Source organism: Mesorhizobium sp. C399B (assembly GCF_030323185.1).
Classification (GTDB): domain Bacteria; phylum Pseudomonadota; class Alphaproteobacteria; order Rhizobiales; family Rhizobiaceae; genus Mesorhizobium.
In genome coordinates this window covers 3,188,048-3,206,697 of record NZ_CP100472.1, presented here as the reverse complement: position 1 = coordinate 3,206,697, position 18,650 = coordinate 3,188,048, and the positions used below count along the sequence as shown (strand labels likewise).

Annotated in this window: 17 protein-coding genes; 12 read left to right on the top strand and 5 right to left on the bottom strand. The window is 63.2% G+C overall.

Translation table 11 applies throughout. The annotated features are described in order from the left end of the window. Positions 1–22: 22 nt before the first annotated feature. The 3 genes from NLY36_RS15335 to NLY36_RS15325 are packed head-to-tail and all read right to left on the bottom strand — an operon-like array spanning position 23 to position 2,439. Positions 23–850, bottom strand: coding sequence for a shikimate dehydrogenase (locus NLY36_RS15335; protein ID WP_023685038.1), 828 nt, complete (start codon positions 848–850; stop codon positions 23–25). Beyond that, positions 843–1,442, bottom strand: coding sequence for a Maf-like protein (locus tag NLY36_RS15330; protein WP_023685039.1), 600 nt, complete (start codon positions 1,440–1,442; stop codon positions 843–845). Before NLY36_RS15330 ends, NLY36_RS15335 begins: the two co-directional genes overlap by 8 nt. Positions 1,443–1,500: 58 nt before the next feature. After that, positions 1,501–2,439, bottom strand: a complete 939-nt coding sequence (locus tag NLY36_RS15325; protein ID WP_460221915.1) for a pyruvate, water dikinase regulatory protein — start codon at positions 2,437–2,439, stop codon at positions 1,501–1,503. 283 nt (positions 2,440–2,722) lie between these two features. On the opposite strand from NLY36_RS15325, the gene hemE reads away from it, so the two are divergent. The 4 genes from hemE to yddG all read left to right on the top strand — a co-directional run bounded on the left by hemE (position 2,723) and on the right by yddG (position 6,822). After that, entirely contained in the window at positions 2,723–3,754 is a 1,032-nt protein-coding gene (gene hemE / locus NLY36_RS15320) for a uroporphyrinogen decarboxylase (RefSeq protein WP_023736710.1), read from the top strand. Beyond that, positions 3,754–4,296, top strand: a complete 543-nt coding sequence (gene hemJ, locus NLY36_RS15315) for a protoporphyrinogen oxidase HemJ (protein ID WP_023685042.1) — start codon at positions 3,754–3,756, stop codon at positions 4,294–4,296. Before hemE ends, hemJ begins: the two co-directional genes overlap by 1 nt. 163 nt (positions 4,297–4,459) lie before the next feature. Further along, complete coding sequence (gene rho / locus NLY36_RS15310; RefSeq protein ID WP_023672113.1) at positions 4,460–5,725, top strand: transcription termination factor Rho; 1,266 nt, start codon at positions 4,460–4,462, stop codon at positions 5,723–5,725. A 170-nt stretch (positions 5,726–5,895) separates the two neighbouring features. Continuing rightward, a complete protein-coding gene (yddG, locus tag NLY36_RS15305; RefSeq protein ID WP_023687596.1) occupies positions 5,896–6,822 on the top strand; it encodes an aromatic amino acid exporter YddG in 927 nt (308 codons plus the stop codon). A 132-nt stretch (positions 6,823–6,954) separates the two neighbouring features. On the opposite strand, the gene NLY36_RS31545 is transcribed toward yddG, so the two are convergent. Then, the gene (locus NLY36_RS31545; RefSeq protein ID WP_084026271.1) at positions 6,955–7,023 is read right to left on the bottom strand and encodes a DUF255 domain-containing protein; all 69 of its coding nucleotides are present in this window, start codon (positions 7,021–7,023) and stop codon (positions 6,955–6,957) included. Positions 7,024–7,083: 60 nt separating this feature from the next. Between NLY36_RS31545 and mnmE the strand changes: the two genes are divergently transcribed. The 5 genes from mnmE (at position 7,084) to NLY36_RS15280 (ending at position 13,170) form a co-directional block, all read left to right on the top strand. Beyond that, positions 7,084–8,406, top strand: coding sequence for a tRNA uridine-5-carboxymethylaminomethyl(34) synthesis GTPase MnmE (mnmE, locus tag NLY36_RS15300; RefSeq protein ID WP_023736711.1), 1,323 nt, complete (start codon positions 7,084–7,086; stop codon positions 8,404–8,406). Between the two features lie 449 nt (positions 8,407–8,855). Next, a complete protein-coding gene (mnmG, locus tag NLY36_RS15295; RefSeq protein ID WP_023736712.1) occupies positions 8,856–10,730 on the top strand; it encodes a tRNA uridine-5-carboxymethylaminomethyl(34) synthesis enzyme MnmG in 1,875 nt (624 codons plus the stop codon). Positions 10,731–10,798: 68 nt separating this feature from the next. After that, positions 10,799–11,359: a 16S rRNA (guanine(527)-N(7))-methyltransferase RsmG gene (gene rsmG / locus NLY36_RS15290; RefSeq protein ID WP_502882032.1), complete on the top strand. Its 561-nt coding sequence runs from the start codon at positions 10,799–10,801 to the stop codon at positions 11,357–11,359. A gap of 66 nt (positions 11,360–11,425) precedes the next feature. Then, complete coding sequence (locus NLY36_RS15285; protein WP_023672118.1) at positions 11,426–12,223, top strand: ParA family protein; 798 nt, start codon at positions 11,426–11,428, stop codon at positions 12,221–12,223. A gap of 62 nt (positions 12,224–12,285) precedes the next feature. Beyond that, on the top strand, positions 12,286–13,170 hold the full coding sequence (locus NLY36_RS15280) for a ParB/RepB/Spo0J family partition protein (protein ID WP_023736714.1): 885 nt from the start codon (positions 12,286–12,288) through the stop codon (positions 13,168–13,170). A 273-nt stretch (positions 13,171–13,443) separates the two neighbouring features. On the opposite strand, the gene holA is transcribed toward NLY36_RS15280, so the two are convergent. Next, positions 13,444–14,487: a DNA polymerase III subunit delta gene (gene holA, locus NLY36_RS15275; RefSeq protein WP_023736715.1), complete on the bottom strand. Its 1,044-nt coding sequence runs from the start codon at positions 14,485–14,487 to the stop codon at positions 13,444–13,446. 426 nt (positions 14,488–14,913) lie between these two features. Between holA and NLY36_RS15270 the strand changes: the two genes are divergently transcribed. Genes NLY36_RS15270 through NLY36_RS15260 form a run of 3 tightly spaced genes read left to right on the top strand, consistent with a single transcriptional unit; the run spans position 14,914 to position 18,569 of the window. Continuing rightward, positions 14,914–16,146: a 3-methyl-2-oxobutanoate dehydrogenase (2-methylpropanoyl-transferring) subunit alpha gene (locus NLY36_RS15270; RefSeq protein ID WP_023736716.1), complete on the top strand. Its 1,233-nt coding sequence runs from the start codon at positions 14,914–14,916 to the stop codon at positions 16,144–16,146. Positions 16,147–16,149: 3 nt separating this feature from the next. Continuing rightward, positions 16,150–17,163 (top strand): alpha-ketoacid dehydrogenase subunit beta, encoded by a 1,014-nt coding sequence (locus NLY36_RS15265; RefSeq protein ID WP_023736717.1) that lies wholly within the window; start codon positions 16,150–16,152, stop codon positions 17,161–17,163. A gap of 2 nt (positions 17,164–17,165) precedes the next feature. Next, the gene (locus NLY36_RS15260) at positions 17,166–18,569 is read left to right on the top strand and encodes a dihydrolipoamide acetyltransferase family protein (RefSeq protein ID WP_023698106.1); all 1,404 of its coding nucleotides are present in this window, start codon (positions 17,166–17,168) and stop codon (positions 18,567–18,569) included. Positions 18,570–18,650 lie beyond the last annotated feature (81 nt).

The window sequence follows — 18,650 nt, the reverse complement described above, 5'->3', positions numbered from 1 at the left end:
GGCGCCCATCATTTGCGACCCATCATTTGGCGACGATGTCGGCGACGATCATCTGTCGCAACTCAGGCGTGACCTGCGGCTTCTTGCCGAACCAGCGTTCGAAACCGGGCACAGCCTGGTGCAACAGCATGCCGAGCCCGTCGACCGTCTTCAAGTTTCTCGCGCGGGCAGCGGCAAGCAGCGGTGTTTCCAGCGGCACATAGACGATGTCTGCGACAATGGCGTGAGCTGGCAGGCCGGCCGGATCGGCGGCCAGCGTCGCATCGCCATGCATGCCAAGTGCCGTCGTGTTGATCAGCAAGCCGGCATCGCCAAGCAAGTCGCCGACCGCGCCATGCGCCGAGACGCCGGCCCCGAAGCGGTCGGCGAGTTCCTGCGCCCGCGCCAATGTGCGGTTGACGATGCGGATATCTTTGATGCCGCGCGATTTAAGCGCGTGGATGACCGCGCGCGACGCGCCACCGGCGCCGAGCACCACGGCCGGAGCGTTTCTCTCCCAGCCCCGGGCATGCTCGTCGAGATTGCCGGCAAAGCCGATCCAGTCCGAATTGCCGCCCCACAGCACGCCGTCGTCCAGCCACAGCATGTTGACCGCGCCGATCATCTCCGCCGCCTCGTCGCGGCGCTCGACCCGGGCGAAGGCGACTTCCTTGTGTGGAATGGTGACGTTGCCGCCCTGATAGCCATTGGCCTGGAGGGAAGAGAGGAACTCGGGAAAATCGGCCGGCGCGACATCGATCGCATGATAGCTGCCGTCGATGCCGTATGTGTTCAGCCAATAGCCGTGGATCTTCGGCGAGCGCGAATGCGCGATCGGATGGCCGGTGACGAAAGCTTTTTTCTCAACCATCGATGGCTCCGAGCGCACGCAATTCCGCCAGCACCGGTAACAGCGGCAGGCCGACAATGGTGAAATAATCGCCTTCGATCTTTTCGAACAGCTGGATGCCTTCGCCCTCGATCTGGTAGGCGCCGACGCTCGACAACGCCTTGGCGCCGACGCGGGCCAGGTGCCGGCCGACGAAGGCCGGATCGAGCTTGCGCATGGTAAGGCTGGCGATGCCGACGTGACGCCACAGCACCTTGCCGTTGCGGCAGAGCACGGCGGCGCTGTTCAGCTGATGCGTCTTGCCCGACAGCGCCAGCAGATGGCGGCGGGCGCCTTCCATGTCGGCCGGCTTGTGGAACACTTCATCTCCCAGTGACAAAGTCTGGTCGCAGCCGAGCACCAGGGCGCCCGGTCTGCGTTCGCTGACCTCGGTCGCCTTGGCTTCGGCGAGTATCAGGGCGACATCTTCCGGCGACACACCGCTGTCCTGCAACGGCGCCTCGAGCGCACGCTCGTCGACATCGGCAGGCACCGCTTCGATGCCGAGCCCGGCATTGATGAGCATTGCTTTGCGGAACGGGCTGCCGGAGGCAAGGATGATTTTTTCGGTCATGGGTTCTGGGCCTGGTCGATTGTGGTTGATCGGGGCAGGAGGTCGCGTTGCCATCCCATCATCTATTCTTCCCCCGCAGGGCAACAATGGCTGCCGCGGTCTCTTCGATCGAACGGCGGCTGACGTCTATCATCGGCCAATTGTGGCGGGTGCAGATCTGGCGGGCATAGGCGAGCTCTTCGGCGATCGAGGCACGGTCGACATAATCGGTCGCTTCGTAGGTGCTGCTGTTGCCGAGCACGCGGTTCTGCCGGACATGCGAGATGCGTTCGGCGGTGGCGATCAGCCCGACGATCAGCGGCTTGGTGGCAGCGACCAGGCTTTCGGGCACGGGCACGCCGAGCACGATCGGGATGTTGGCGGTCTTGATGCCGCGGTTGGCGAGATAGATGCTGGTCGGCGTCTTCGATGTCCTGGAAATGCCGATCAGCACGACATCGGCGTCGTCCATGTTGAGCGGCAGCTGGCCGTCATCATGCTCCATCGTAAAATTGAGTGCGTCGATACGGTGGAAATAATCGGCATCGAGCACATGCTGGGCGCCGACGCGGCGGCCGGCCGGCGTGCCGAGATAGGACTGGAACACGGTGAGGACCGGCTCCAGCACCGAAACGCAGGGCAGCCCCATGGCGGCGCAGCGCTCGTCAATACCGCGCGCCAGCTTCTGGTCGACGACGGTGTAGAGGATGATGCCCGGTTCCTCCTCTATGTCCTCGAAGACTTTCGCCACCTGCTTTTCGGTGCGGATGAGCGGATAGATATGCTCGATGGCGCGCGCATCCTTGTATTGCGCCGAGGCGGCTCGGCCGGCCGCCAGCAGCGTCTCGCCGGTGGCGTCGGAAATCAGGTGCAGGTGAAAGAAGCTCTGGGGTTTGTTCACAGGGGGCGCCTCAGGCTGTGGGCTTGTGTGGATAAACCGGGGCCGCAAAGGCGACCGGCTGGAGGCGACTGTATCAGAAGGCCAGTTGTCCACAATTCGATGCGCTGTCAGCTTCACTGTGCGGTTGGGGACAAATCTGGGGACGGGCGTTTTTGCCAGCGCTTCATCCACAGAGGCGGTTTTTCAGCGGCTACGTCAAACCATTGACTCCAGTGATGGAATCCTGGTCATCCACACTCTTTGCCAATCCCGCGGAAGAAACACGCGACAAAATGCTGGCTGGCCTTTTCCAGGGCAAAGCGGGACAGGTGACAACCACCGATACCAACAGACTCTTAGAACCAGAAGATTCTAGAAATAGACTATTTAATTATAGAGAAGGCAGGGAAGAGAGCGCTCAATGCCCGAGAACCGCATCGTGCTGGACGTGCTGAGAGGCGAGGCAGTGTTTCCGCCGCCGCTCTGGATGATGCGCCAGGCCGGGCGCTATTTGCCGGAGTACCGCGAGACCAGAAAGCGCGCCGGGTCCTTTCTCGACCTTTGCTACAATCCTGATCTGGCCGTCGAAGTGACGCTGCAGCCGATCGAGCGCTTCGGCTTCGATGCCTCGATCCTGTTCTCGGACATTCTGGTCGTGCCGCATGCGCTGGGACGCGATGTCCGCTTCGAGGAGGGCCGCGGGCCGCTGCTGACGCCAATCACTGCAGCTGAGATTTCGGCTCTCAACAGTGAAACGTTTCACGTGAATCTCGAACCGGTCTACGAGACGGTTCGCCGGCTGCGGGCAAGATTGCCTGACGAGACCACGCTGATCGGCTTCTGCGGCGCGCCGTGGACGGTGGCGACCTACATGATAGCTGGCCACGGCACACCCGACCAAGCGCCGGCGCGGCTGTTTGCCTATCGCGAACCGACGGCCTTCAAGCATCTCCTGAAAGTGCTCGCCGATCACTCCGCGGCCTATTTGATCCGCCAGATCGAAGCCGGTGCCGACGTGGTGCAGATTTTCGATTCCTGGTCCGGCGTGCTTGATGATGCGTCTTTCGATCAGTTCTGCGTGCAGCCGGTGGCGGAGATCGTCAGGCAGGTTCGTGCGGTTCATCCCGATGTTCCGATCATAGGCTTTCCCAAGGGCGCCGGCGCCCGCTACGAGACCTATCGTGAGAAGACCGGTGTCACGGGGCTGGGGATCGACTGGACCGTACCCCTGGCGGCGGCGAACGAACTGCAGCGCTCGGGTGCGGTCCAGGGCAACCTCGATCCCTTGCGGCTCGTGGCCGGCGGCAAAGCCCTGTCGGACGGCGTCGATGCGATCCTCAAGGCGCTGGGCGACGGACCGCTGATCTTCAATCTCGGCCATGGCATCACGCCGGAGACGCCGGTGGCACATGTCGAGGCGATGGTGAAGCAGGTGCGGAGCGCGACACGCTGATGGCTCAATCGGATAATACGCGCGGCAACAGCACTCGTGGGGCGATGATGCGCATGACCATCGGCATCGGAGTGCTGGTTGTTCTCACCGCACTTTTGTTTTTCTTTGCGCCTGAGGGTTTCTATCCCTGGGCGAAGGCAATCCATATCCTGGCCGTCATCTCCTGGATGGCCGGCATGCTCTATCTGCCGCGATTGCTGGTCTACCACGCCGACGCAGAGAAGGGGTCCGTCCAATCGGAGACCTTCAAGGTGATGGAGCGGCGTCTGCTGCGCGGCATCATCAATCCGGCGATGATCGTCACCTGGGTGTTCGGGCTTTGGCTTGCCTGGAAAGTGTTTGGCTTTCACGGCGGCTGGCTGCACGCCAAGATAGGCTTGGTGCTGTTGCTGTCGGGCGTGCATGGCTATCTGGCCGGTGCTGTCAGGAAATTCGCCGAGGACCGCAATGAAAAACCGGCGCGGCACTGGCGAATCGTCAACGAGATCCCCACATTGCTGATGATCGCCATCGTCATCCTGGTTGTCGTCAAGCCGTTCTAGGCCCATTTCGGTCGACAAAACGCAGCTTGCTCTTTCCCCCGACCGACGATAAAAGACGGGTCTTCCTTCCCGTCATGCGCCGCCCTTGATTGCTTTCGGCCGCGCCCGGCATTTATCGCATCCAGCCGATATATTTTCCCCAAAGCAGATTCAGAGTCCGTCTATGCAAGAAATGAAACTCGCAGAGTTCAAGAACAAGAAGCCGCCAGAGCTGATCGCCTATGCCGAATCGCTCGAAGTGGAAAACGCCAGCGTCATGCGCAAGCAGGAACTGATGTTTGCCATCCTGAAGAAACTGGCCGCCCAGGACGTCGAGATCATCGGCGATGGTGTGGTCGAGTTGTTGCAGGACGGTTTCGGCTTCCTGCGCTCAGCCAACGCCAATTATCTCCCGGGTCCCGACGATATCTACATCTCGCCCTCGCAGATCCGCCGCTTCTCCTTGAAGACCGGCGATACCGTCGAAGGGCCGATCCGCAGCCCAAAAGAGGGCGAGCGCTATTTCGCCCTTCTCAAGGTCAACACGATCAATTTCGACGATCCCGAAAAGATCCGTCACAAGATCCATTTCGACAATCTGACGCCGCTCTATCCGACCAAGCGGCTGAAGATGGAGATCGACAATCCGACCGGCAAGGACATCTCGTCGCGGGTGATCGACCTGGTGGCGCCGATCGGCAAGGGACAGCGCGCGCTCATCAACGCGCAGCCGCGTACCGGTAAAACGGTGCTGATGCAGAATATCGCCCACTCGATCACGGCCAATCATCCGGAATGCTATCTGATCGTACTTCTGATCGACGAACGGCCAGAAGAAGTGACCGACATGCAGCGTTCGGTGAAGGGCGAGGTCGTGTCCTCGACCTTTGACGAACCGGCGGTGCGCCACGTCCAGGTCGCCGAAATGGTCATCGAAAAGGCCAAGCGCCTGGTCGAGCATGGCCGCGACGTCGTTATTCTGCTCGATTCGATCACCCGCCTCGGCCGTGCCTACAACACCGTTGTGCCGTCCTCCGGCAAGGTGCTGACCGGCGGTGTCGACGCCAACGCGCTGCAGCGGCCGAAGCGCTTCTTCGGCGCGGCCCGCAACATCGAGGAAGGCGGCTCGCTGACGATCATCGCCACCGCGCTGATCGACACCGGCAGCCGCATGGACGAAGTCATCTTCGAAGAGTTCAAGGGCACCGGCAACTGCGAAATCCAGCTCGACCGCAAGGTCGCCGACAAGCGCATCTACCCGGCCATGGACATCTTGAAGTCAGGCACCCGCAAGGAGGACCTGCTGGTCTCCAAGCAGGATCTGCAGAAGATCTTCGTCCTGCGCCGCATCCTGGCGCCGATGGGAACCACCGACGCGATCGAGTTCCTGATAGACAAGCTGAAGCAGACCAAGACCAACGCCGATTTCTTCGATTCAATGAACACGTAAGCAGTTTCACCGGATCATCGGTCATGCATGAAACCCCGTTCCGGGAAACCGGGACGGGGTTTTTCATTGCGGGGGCAAACAGGTCGCATTTCCGACAGGGCGTGGCCTTGGGCGGCAATTTCCATCGCCGTCGTCATGCGAGTAATCCCGTCTCGAAGATCGGAGGCCGCATGAAGAAAACAATCCCGACCCTGATCGGCTTCTCGGCCATTCTGACATGGTCGTTCCTGGCGCTGCTTTCGACTGCGGCTGGACCGATTCCGCCCTTTCAGCTGGCGGCGATGACGTTTCTGCTTGGCGGGTTGGCCGGCGCGTCGAGCTGGCTTGTCCGTCCGGCGGCGACCAAGTCGCTGCGCCAGCCGTGGCAGGTCTGGGCGCTCGGCACAGCGGGGCTGTGCATCTATCACTGCGCCTATTTCTTCGCCATCCAGTCGGCGCCGCCGGTCGAGGTCAGCCTGATCGCCTATCTCTGGCCGTTGCTGATCGTCGTCTTTGCCGCCTTCCTGCCTGGAGAAAAGCTTAGGGCCCATCACATCGCCGGCGTCGTGCTCGGCCTTGCCGGCGCCATTGTGGTGATCACCAAGGGCGGCACGATCGGACTGGCCAATGGTGTGATGAAGGGGCATGTCATCGCGCTGTTCTGCGCTTTCATCTGGGCCGGCTATTCGGTTTTATCGCGCCGCTTTGGCAAGGTGCCGACCGATGTCGTCGCCGGTTACTGCTTCATCACGGCTGCGGTCGCCTTGGTGCTGCACCTGACGCTTGAGGCTACCGTCTGGCCACAGACGGCGACGCAGTGGAGCGCCATCGTCATCTTGGGCGTAATACCGCTAGGCGCCGGCTTTTACGCCTGGGACTATGGCTGCAAGCACGGCGACATCATGATCCTCGGCGCCCTCTCCTACGCGGCTCCCCTCTTCTCGGTCATCGTGCTTCTGCTGGCAGGCTTTGGTGTGTTTCACTGGTCGGTGGCTGTTGCTTGCATCCTGATCACGGTCGGAGCGGTGGTCGCGGCCAAGGATTTGCTGTTCGCGCCGCGGCCGCTATCCATTGATGTGACGCGGCTTCCTTCGGCCTTGGACGGAAACACGGGTTGAGCTACCGGCGTCGCAGCAGCGGCTCGGTTCCTACGGATCCGGCCCCACGGGCAGGATAGCCGGTACATCCCGCCCAGAACTGCTTGGCGTCGGGATTAGGACCCGCCTGCTCGCACATGGATGACGAGGCGGCTATACAGATTTGGTAATGTCCGGCCGCTCCTCGCGATCGACCTTGATATTGACGAACAGCCGGTTCATGACGGCCGCGACACTGTGGGATTGTCGACCGGACAGCTAGGCGACCGGTGAGAAGGGCAAATGATTTCAGGCGATTCCATTGTAGCACTGTCCAGCGGCCGCCTGCCCGCCGGCATCGCTGTCATCCGCATTTCCGGGCCAAAGACTCGATTCGTTGTCGAAACGATCGCCGGTGGCATGGTTAAGGACCGTGTCGCCGCCTTGCGCAAGCTCCGGGCGGCCGACGGATCGCTGATCGACAACGGCCTGGTGCTGTTTTTTCGGGGGCCGAACAGTTTTACCGGTGAGGACGTGGCGGAATTCCATACCCATGGCGGCCGCGCCGTTGCCGGCAAGATGCTGGAGACGATCGCCGGCTTTGACGGTGTGCGCCATGCCGAGCCGGGCGAATTCACGCGCCGCGCCTTTCTCAACGGCAAGCTCGATCTGGTCGAGACCGAGGCGCTGGCCGATCTGGTCAACGCCGAAACCGAGGCGCAGCGCCGCTTTGCCGTGCAGAATGCCGACGGTGCGCAAAGTGCACTCTATCTCGGCTGGCGCCGGCGATTGATCCATGCGCGCGCCATGATCGAAGCGGAAATCGACTTTGCCGACGAGGACGATGTGCCGGGTTCCGTTTCGGATACGGTCTGGTCCGATGTCAGAGCGATGGTTGGTGAGATCGAGCGGCACGTCGATGGCTTCCGCGCCGCGGAGATCATTCGCGATGGTTTCGAGGTCGTCATCCTCGGTGCGCCGAATGCCGGCAAATCCAGCCTGTTCAATGCACTGGCACGACGCGAGGCGGCGATTGTGACCGACGAACCCGGCACGACGCGCGATTTGCTCGAAGTGGTGCTGGACCTCAACGGAGTGCGGGTCAGGGTCACCGACACTGCGGGGCTGCGCGAGGCACCCGGCAAGGTCGAAGCGATCGGCATCGAGAAGGCGCGCGCCAAGGCGCACACAGCCGATTTGGTGTTGCTGCTGGAAGACATGGTCGATCCTGTCGACGCCGGCGCGGCGCGTTTCGATGCGCCGCTCCTGCGAATTGGAACCAAAGCCGATCTAGTAGCCGGGGAGCCGCTGCCCATGAGCTACGATGCGGTCATCTCGACCGCAGACGGCACCGGGCTGGGCGGGTTGCTAGCCGAGATCGGAGACCGCGCCGCCGCTGCGATTGGCGATGCCGGCGATATCCTGCCGTCGCGGCTGCGTCACGTGGAGCTGCTGAACGAGACGAAGCGGTTCCTGACTTCGGCCTCGGCGGGAGAGGCATGCGGCCAGGAGCTCCGGGCTGAAGAGTTGCGCCTTGCTGCGGACCGGCTTGGCCGGATCGTAGGCGCGGTCGATGTCGAGGATCTGCTCGACGTGATCTTCTCGCAGTTTTGCATCGGGAAGTGACTCACGTGAAACGACAGGACGTGGCCGACCGTGACTCACGTGAAACACGGAGCGACCGTGTAGGCGCGTGTTGTTTCACGTGAAACGAGCAAGTTGGCAGAATGCCGAGCAGGCAGAAGTCAGCGCTGCCCCTCATTGTCCTGCCGGACATTTCTCCCCGTATAGTGACGGGGAGAAAGATGCTGTCATCCGGGATTTCGCCAACCGCCGAGAATGGCGCGCCAGCGCCTGAGCTGCACCTTCTCCCCGTTCACGGGGAGAAGGTGCCGGCAGGCAGATGAGGGGCGGCGCTGCCGGTGAGTGAGTTTTGCTGCCTGCTCCCATGACTCACGTGAAACATCGCCACGGCTTCCACACTTCGTTCCGCGTGAAACGAATCCACCCTCCCATCCTTGACAGCGCCGGCTCCCAGGGACATGTGTCGGCAACTTCTGAATTTGGAAAATGAAATGATCGATCACTATGATGTGGTTGTGGTGGGTGGTGGCCATGCCGGGTGCGAGGCGGCCAGTGCGTCCGCGCGTGCCGGCGCCAGGACGGCGCTGGTGACGCTGCGCTTCGACACGATCGGCGTCATGTCTTGCAATCCGGCAATCGGCGGGCTCGGCAAGGGCCATCTGGTGCGCGAGATCGACGCCATGGACGGGCTGATGGGTCGGGTTGCCGATGCTGCCGGCATTCAGTTCCGCTTGCTCAACCGCCGCAAGGGGCCAGCCGTGCGCGGGCCGCGCACCCAGGCGGACCGCAAACTGTACCGGCTGGCGATGCAGGAAGCGATTCGGCAGCAGAACGATCTCGATGTCGTCGAAGGCGAGGTTCTGGACTTCGAAATCGACGAAGGGCGGATCGCCGCCGTGCTCCTGGCCGACGGCCGGCGGGTGAAGTGCGGCGCCGTCGTTTTGACCACCGGCACCTTTCTGCGTGGCCTTATCCATATCGGCGAGAGGAAGATCGTCGCCGGGCGGATGAACGAGCAGGCAAGCCTTGGCCTGTCGGCAACGATGAACCGCGCCGGCTTTGCGCTTGGACGGCTGAAGACCGGTACGCCGCCACGGCTCGATGGCCGCACCATCGACTGGGCGTCGCTGGAAAGCCAGGCGGCGGACGCGGATCCGGTGCCGTTTTCGCTGATGACCGACGCCATCCAGAACCCGCAGATCCATTGCGGCATCACCCGTACGACAACCGCGACGCACGATCTGATCCGCGCCAATCTCGGGCGCTCGGCGATGTATTCGGGCTCGATCGAGGGCGTCGGGCCACGCTATTGCCCGTCGATCGAGGACAAGATCGTCAAGTTCGGCGATCGCGAGGGCCATCAGATCTTCCTGGAGCCGGAAGGGCTCGACGACGACACGGTCTACCCCAACGGCATTTCGACCTCCCTGCCCGAGGATGTTCAGCTCGATATTCTGAGGACGATACCGGGCCTTGAGCGGGCGACCATGCTGCAGCCGGGCTACGCCATCGAATACGATCATGTCGACCCGCGCGAACTCGAGCCGACGCTTGAGACCAAGCGTATTGCGGGACTTTTCCTCGCTGGGCAGATCAACGGCACCACCGGCTATGAAGAGGCCGGCGCGCAAGGCCTGCTTGCCGGGTTGAACGCGGCGCGCAAGGCAGCTGCTGCGGACCAGATCGTGCTCAGCCGCACGGAAGCTTATATCGGCGTGATGGTGGATGACCTCACCAGCCGCGGCATTGCCGAGCCCTATCGCATGTTCACTTCGCGGGCGGAGTTCCGCCTGTCACTTCGTGCCGACAATGCCGATGAGAGGCTGACGCCGCTGGCAATGCGGTTGAGAATCGCGTCAGCGCAGCGGACGCAGCGGTTCAATCAGGTCACTGAGGACCTTGAGAAGGCGCGCGAATTGGCGCGGGCCACGACGATGACGCCCAATGAAGCGGCGCGGCACGGACTTGAGGTCAACAGGGACGGCGTGCGCCGCTCCGCCTATGAGTTGCTCGCCTATCCCGGCGTTGATATCGCCTGGCTGACCCGTGTCGCGCCGGCCTTTGGCGCCATCGACGCCAAAACCGCCGAGCGGCTCGAAACGGAAGCGAAATATTCGGTTTACCTTGATCGCCAGCAGGCGGATGTCGCACAGATCCGCCACGAGGAAAGCCGGCTGATTCCGGTTTCGGTCGATTTCGCCGATGTCCCCGGCCTGTCCAATGAGCTGAAGCAGAAGATGCTAACGCGCCAGCCGCGCTCGATCGCCGACGCCCAGCGTATGGAAGGCATGACACCGGCGGCGTTGGCGATCATTGTGGCGCATGTCCGCAATGCCGAATCGGCAGCGCAAAGGGCCGTTGCGTGAGCGCTGCCACATGGACGAGCCTGCAGGAGGCCGCGGGACCGGTTTCACGTGAAACATTCGAGCGCCTGATGGTGTTCGAGCAGCTGTTCCTGAAATGGAACCGCAGCATCAATCTGGCCGCGCCGTCGACGCTGGACGATGTCTGGGGCCGCCATATCCTTGACAGTGCGCAGCTGGCGCGAATCGCACCGCAGGCCAAACGCTGGGCCGATCTCGGTTCAGGTGGTGGTTTTCCGGGCCTGGTGCTGGCTTTCCTGCTGGTCGAGCGCGAAGGCGCGTCGATTGATCTGGTGGAGAGCAACCGCAAGAAAGCGTCCTTCTTGCAAGCGGTTATCGGCCAGTTCGGTTTGCCGGCGCGGGTTGTCGCGCGGCGCATCGACGACAGCTATGCACTTGTTTCCACACCGGAAATCGTGACTGCAAGGGCGCTCGCCGCACTTCCGGCGCTGCTCGATCTGTCGGCGCCCTGGCTGACCAAGGGGTCGCGTGCGCTGTTCCACAAAGGCCGGGATTACCGCGCTGAGGTGGAAGAAAGCACTCACCGCTGGGCCTTCGATCTGGTAGAACATCCGAGCATGACCGACGCCCATGGCGTCATCCTCGAAGTGACCGATCTGCGGACTGCGTAAGCTTCTCTCGCAACCGCTTTGATGACCCTTGTGGCGACCCGCAAAATGAATACCTGGCATAGACCCATGAAGACTGGCCCCCGCATCATCACCGTCGCCAACCAGAAGGGCGGCGTCGGCAAGACCACGACGGCCATCAATCTGGCGACGGCGCTGGCCGCCATCGGCGAAAAGGTGCTGATCGTCGATCTCGATCCGCAAGGCAATGCCTCGACCGGTCTCGGCATTGACCGCAAGGACCGCACCGTTTCCTCTTATGACGTGCTGACCGGCGAGTTGGGCCTGGAAGAAGCCGCCATTCCGACGGCAGTTCCGGGCCTGTCAATCGTGCCGTCGACGCTCGACCTGCTCGGCATCGAGATGGAAATCGCCTCGGCGCCGGACCGAGTGCTCAAGCTGCGCAATGCGCTGCGCGCGGCGACCGAGCGCGGTGCGCCGTTCGGCTACGTGCTGATCGACTGCCCGCCATCGCTTAACCTTTTGACTTTGAATTCAATGGCGGCAGCCGATTCTGTTCTTGTGCCGCTGCAATGCGAATTCTTCGCCCTGGAAGGGCTAAGCCAACTCCTGGAGACGGTCGAGCAGGTACGCCGTTCGATCAATCCGGACCTGATCATCCAAGGCATCGTGCTGACCATGTATGACGGCCGCAACAACCTCGCCAACCAGGTAGTGCAGGACGTGCGGGCGCATATGGGCGACAAGGTCTACGAGACCATCATTCCTAGGAATGTGCGGGTGTCCGAGGCGCCATCCTACGGCAAGCCGGCGATCCTTTACGATCTCAAATGCTCGGGCAGCCAGGCCTATCTGCAGCTGGCATCCGAAGTGATCCGCCGCGAGCGCAAATTGCGCGCTGCTTGATTAGGCAGGGTTGATAAATCAAGCCGATTCGATACCGAAACGATTAAGAATCTGGAATTGAAATGAGCGAAGACCTTTCGAGAAAGAGACTGGGGCGCGGATTGGCGGCACTGATCGGCGAGATCGATCGCCCGGCTGTGGCCGAAAAGCCGAGCCTGAATGCCGACGGCAAGGTGCCGATCGAATTCCTGAGCCCCAACCCGAAAAACCCGCGCCGGCATTTTGGCGACGCCGACCTGACCGATCTTGCCCAGTCGATCCGCGAGCATGGCGTGGTGCAGCCGGTGGTGGCGCGGCCGTCGCCGACCCAGGCCGGGCGCTATGAGATCATCGCCGGCGAGCGACGCTGGCGCGCCGCGCAGCGCGCCGGGCTGACCGAGATCCCAATCATTGTGCGCGACGTCAACGACCGCACGGCGCTCGAACTGGCGATCATCGAGAACGTCCAGCGCACCGACCTCAATCCGGTCGAGGAAGCGATGGGCTACCAGCAGTTGATCGATGATCATGGCTACACCCAGGCCGATCTCGGCAATGTCATCGGCAAGAGCCGCAGCCATGTCGCCAACACGCTCAGGCTGCTGAAGCTGCCCGACGTGATCCGCGACATGCTGGTCGACGGCGCGCTGTCGGCCGGCCATGCCCGCACGCTGGTGACAGCGCAGGATCCGGCAGGGCTGGCCAAGCAGATCGTCGAGGAAGGGCTTTCGGTGCGCCAAGCCGAGGCGCTGGCGCAGATGCCGGCGGGCGGCACGCCACCCAAGGCAAAGCCCGCAGGCGGATCGGGCAAGGATGCCGACACGCTGGCGCTGGAAAAGCTGATGACCAACACGATCGGCATGATCGTGACCATCGAACACAAGGGCAAGGGCGGCGCGATCCGCGTGGACTACCGCACCCTGGAGCAGCTGGATGAGTTGTGCCGGCGGTTGAAGGACGAGCGCTAGGCGATTGCGGCGCAAGGTTATTTAGCCGGCGAATGAAGTTCTGGCTTAAGATGAAGAAAAAGGGCTGGCGGCTACCGGCCCTTTTTTGTGGCTGGTGGTTGGCGAAAACACCGAAGCTGCGTATCTCCCCCCTCGAGGGGGAGATGGCCGGCAGGCCAGAAGGGGTCGCCCGATACAATCGCCAACGCCATCTTCATGCGGAGGATGCCAGCGCTCTACGCGCGACGACCCCCTCTGTCGCCTTCGGCGACATCTCTCCCTCGAGGGGGGAGATTACCGCTGCCCTAGCCTCGCGCTCTCCACCGCAATGCCGAGCAGCGCCTGTCGCGCCAGCGCTTCGGACAAATCCGGCCTGCGCCGCGTCTGCAGAACCGCCGCTTGCAGCCGGTTCAGCGCGCGGGTGAGCGCCTCGACGTTCCAGCGCTCCAGCGCCTTTTCCACCAGCTTGCGCCGTGAGAAAAACACCGGGGGACGGGCGCCGGCCACGGCCGAGGCGGCGTTGCGGCCGGCGGTGTCCATCTGGCCGCGCATGATTTGAAGCTGCTGCAGCTGGCGCATTGCCGAGGACAGCACCAGGAAGGGATGGCCGCCGGACAGGCAGTGGCGGGTGAAGGCGATGTCGAAGTCACTGACTTTGCCTTCCAGCACCGCGTCGACGGCATCGTCGAAGGAAGCGCCGGAGACGTCGCCGGACATCGCCCTGACGTCGTCGAGGCCGATGTCCTTCTGGCCATGCGCATAAAGCACCAGCTTTTCGATCTCGCCGCGCGAGGCCAACCGGTCGCCGCCGAGATTGCGGCGCAGCGCCTGGCGCGCATCGAGCGCCATCGACATGCCGGCCTTGCGCAATTCGTCGTCGATGACGCTGTCGATGTCGCGGGCCTCATCGGCGTAGCAAGGCAGCGCCATGGCGGTGTCGGCGGCCTCGACGATTGCGCGCAAGCCGACGCCCTTTTTGAGATCGCCGGCCTCGATCAGGATGATGGCGTCGCGGGCGGGCTCCGCCGTCAGCGCCTTGACGTCCTCGGCCAGCGGCTTCTGGCCGCTGGCATTGCGCACCCATAGCAGCCGCCGGTCGGAAAACATCGGCACGGTGCGGGCTTCGTCGAGCAGCCGGCCCTGGTCGCGATCGACCTCCGCGCCATCGAGGCGGACGACGGAGAAGGGGTCGTCGAGCGGCAGGCCGGTCTTTTCGGCAAAGGCCTTTGCGCGCTCGGCGACCAGGCCGCGATCGGGACCGTAAAGCAGGACGATCGAGATGCGCGCGTCCGGCTTCGCCAGCCACGAATCGACCTCGTATCCCTTTTTCTGTGCCATGAGGGGGTGGTTAGCATGGGGAGAGGGCGGAGTGAACGGGATAGGCAAAGGCGCCGACCGTTCTTCCCTTCTCCCCCTGTGGGAGAAGGTGTCGCCGAAGGCGACGGATGAGGGGTGTTCCAGCGGAGTGAGACGTTGGTGTTCCCTGGAACACCCCTCATCCGTCTCGGCGCTAACGCGCCGATCCACCTTCTCCCACAAGGGGAGAAGGGAGCACGCGCTCGTATCTGGCGGCGATCCCCTCGCAAGCTTGCGCCAAATTGCGTTCCGCCCCCCAACATCGACAAGAAATTTCGCCGACATATCTGCATCTTGCGGTCGCTTGCCGGCCGAGACGTCCGGTCAGGTTCGGCGCCCGATGAATTCGCACTGCGCCCGCCGCGCGGATGTGCAAATATCACCGCGGCAAATGGGAGGACCATGGTCATGACCGATGCTGGGATGTTGCGGTTTCATGTGCCGGAGCCGGAGGTGCGGCCGGGCGGAACGCCCGACTTTTCCAACGTGCCGATCCCCAATGCGGGCTCGGTGCCGCGGCCGGAAATCGATGTCGATCCGCGCACCATCCGCGACATGGCGTTTTCGATCATCCGGGTGCTCAACCGCGACGGCGAAGCGGTCGGACCGTGGGCCGGGCTGCTCACCGACGACGAGCTGCTCGAAGGCCTGCGCCACATGATGACGCTGCGCAGTTTCGACGCCCGCATGCAGATGGCGCAGCGCCAGGGCAAGACCTCGTTCTACATGCAGCATCTCGGTGAAGAGGCGGTGAGCTGCGCCTTCCGCAAGGCGCTGGCGCCGGGCGACATGAATTTCCCGACCTACCGGCAAGCTGGCCTGCTCATCGCCGACGGCTACCCGATGGTGACGATGATGAACCAGATCTATTCCAACGAAGCCGACCCGCTCAAAGGGCGGCAGCTGCCGATCATGTACTCGTCGAAGGAGCACGGCTTCTTCTCGATCTCCGGCAATCTGGCGACGCAGTACATCCAGGCGGTCGGCTGGGCGATGGCCTCGGCAATCTCCAACGATTCGAAAATCGCGGCGGCGTGGATCGGCGACGGCTCGACGGCCGAATCCGATTTCCATTCGGCACTGGTGTTCGCCTCGACCTACAAGGCGCCGGTCATCCTCAACGTCGTCAACAACCAGTGGGCGATCTCGACGTTTCAGGGCATCGCCCGCGGCGGCTCCGGCACGTTTGCCGCGCGGGGGTTGGGCTTTGGCATTCCGGCGCTGCGCGTCGACGGCAACGACTATCTCGCCGTGCATGCGGTGGCCAAATGGGCGGCGGACAGGGCGCGGAATAATCTCGGGCCGACGCTGATCGAATATGTCACCTACCGCGCCGGCGCGCATTCGAGCTCGGACGATCCGTCGGCCTACCGGCCGAAGACCGAATCCGACGCCTGGCCGCTCGGCGATCCGGTCATGCGGCTGAAGAACCACCTGATCCAGCGCGGCGTCTGGTCGGACGAGCGCCACGCCCAGGCGGAAGCGGAGATCCTGGAGACGGTGATCGCGGCGCAGAAGGAGGCCGAAAGCAACGGCACGCTGCATGCCGGCGGCAAGCCGTCGACGCGCGAAATGTTCGAGGGCGTGTTTGCCGAGATGCCGCCGCATCTCAGACGCCAGCGCCAGCAGGCGGGAGTCTGAACCATGCCGAGACGGACCATGATCGAGGCGATCCGCGACGCTATGGATGTGTCGATGGCGCGCGACGAACGCGTCATCGTCTATGGCGAGGATGTCGGCTTCTTCGGCGGCGTTTTTCGTGTCACCCATGGCCTGCAGGCCAAATACGGCAAGAGCCGCTGCTTCGACGCGCCGATCAACGAATCCGGCATTGTCGGTTCGGCCATCGGCATGGCGGCCTACGGGCTGAAGCCGTGCGTGGAAATTCAGTTTGCCGACTACATGTATCCGGCCTACGACCAGCTGACGCAGGAAGCAGCAAGGCTGCGCTACCGCTCGAATGGCGATTTTACCTGCCCGATCGTTGTCCGCATGCCGACCGGCGGCGGCATCTTTGGCGGCCAAACGCACAGCCAGAGCCCGGAAGCGCTGTTCACCCATGTATCGGGCTTGAAGACGGTGGTGCCGTCCAACCCGCATGATGCCAAGGGCCTGCTGATCGCGGCGATCGAGGACCCCGATCCGGTGATCTTCCTCGAACCGAAGCGGCTCTATAACGGCCCGTTCGACGGCCATCACGACCGGCCGGTGACGCCATGGTCGAAGCATGAACTCGGCGAAGTCGCCGATGGCCATTACACCGTGCCGCTCGGCAAGGCGGCGATCCGCCGGCAGGGCTCCGCCGTCACCGTGCTTGCCTACGGCACCATGGTCTATGTCGCGCAGGCCGCCGTGGAAGAAACCGGTATCGACGCCGAGATCATCGATCTCAGGACGTTGCTGCCGCTCGACCTCGACACAATAGTCGCTTCGGTGAAGAAGACCGGACGCTGCGTCGTCGTGCATGAAGCGACGCTGACCTCCGGCTTCGGCGCCGAGCTGTCGGCGCTGGTGCAGGAGAATTGTTTCTACCATCTGGAAGCGCCGGTGGCGCGCGTCACCGGTTGGGACACGCCCTATCCGCATGCGCAGGAATGGGAGTATTTTCCGGGGCCGGCGCGGGTCGGCCGCGCCTTGATCGAAACCATGGGAGCCTAGGGATGGGCGAACACATCATCAAGCTGCCCGATGTCGGCGAAGGTGTCGCCGAGGCTGAATTGGTCGAATGGCATGTCAAGGTCGGCGATCTCGTGCGCGAGGACAGCGTGCTTGCTGCCGTGATGACCGACAAGGCGACGGTGGAAATCCCTTCACCGGTCGATGGCGAAATTCTGTGGTTGGGCGCGGAGATCGGCGACACGGTGGCGATCGGTTCGCCGATCGTGCGGCTGAAAGTGGCGGGGGAGGGCAATGTCGCCGAAGGCTCGAAATCGTCAGAGGTCACGGCGGCACCGACCCCCACCCCTGCCGGGGCGAGCCACGGGTTTCGCCCGTCCTCCGGACCCCCACAAGAGGGAGGCGTCTCGGCCACGAAATCCGACGCCAAGTCGCCACCACCTGCACCAGCAGCCAAAAGCGCACGGGCAGCTGAGACAGAATCCCCCTCCCCCTTGTGGGGAGGGGCTAAGGGTGGGGGTGCTGCGCCGACATCTAAAGGTGCGGCACCCTCCGGCGCGCCGCGCCCGGAGGGCGAAAAGCCCCTGGCGTCGCCCGCCATCCGGCTCAGGGCGAAGGAGGCGGGGATCGATCTGCGCCAGGTGTCGGGTACCGGCCCTGCCGGCCGCATCAGCCACGAAGATATCGAGGCATTCCTGGCACGCGGACCGCAGGTAGCGAAGGCGTCGGGTCTGGCGCGCAATGACAGCGTCGAGGATATCAAGGTCATCGGACTGCGGCGCAAGATCGCCGAAAAAATGTCGCTGGCGAAGTCACGCATCCCGCACATCACCTATGTCGAGGAGATCGACGTCACAGCACTTGAGGAGTTGCGCGCGGCGCTCAACAAGGAAAAGCGCAAGGGTGTGGAGAGGCCGAAGCTGACGCTGCTGCCGTTCCTGATGCGGGCGATGGTCAAGGCGATTGCCGACCAGCCCAACATCAACGCGCTGTTCGACGACGAGGCCGGCATCATCCATCAGCATGGCGGCGTCCATATCGGCATTGCCGCGCAGACGCCGTCGGGCCTGGTGGTGCCGGTGGTCAAGCACGCCGAGGCGCGCGACCTCTGGGATTGCGCGGCCGAGCTCAACCGCCTGGCCGAAGCGGCGAAGTCCGGCACGGCCAGCCGCGACGAGCTGTCGGGATCGACCATCACCATCACCTCGCTCGGCGCCATGGGCGGCGTGGCGACGACGCCGGTCATCAATCATCCTGAGGTGGCGATCGTCGGCGTCAACAAGATGATGGTGCGGCCGGTCTGGGACGGCACCCAGTTCATCCCGCGCAAGATGATGAACCTGTCATCGAGCTTCGATCACCGGGTGGTCGACGGCTGGGATGCGGCGGTGTTTGTGCAGCGGATCAAGGCGCTGATTGAGACGCCGGCGCTGATATTTGTGGATTGAGGGTGATGAGCGAGATGCGCGAGGCGTTGGGATCCAGGCTCCACCTTCTCCCCTTGTGGGAGAAGGTGTCGCCGAAGGCGA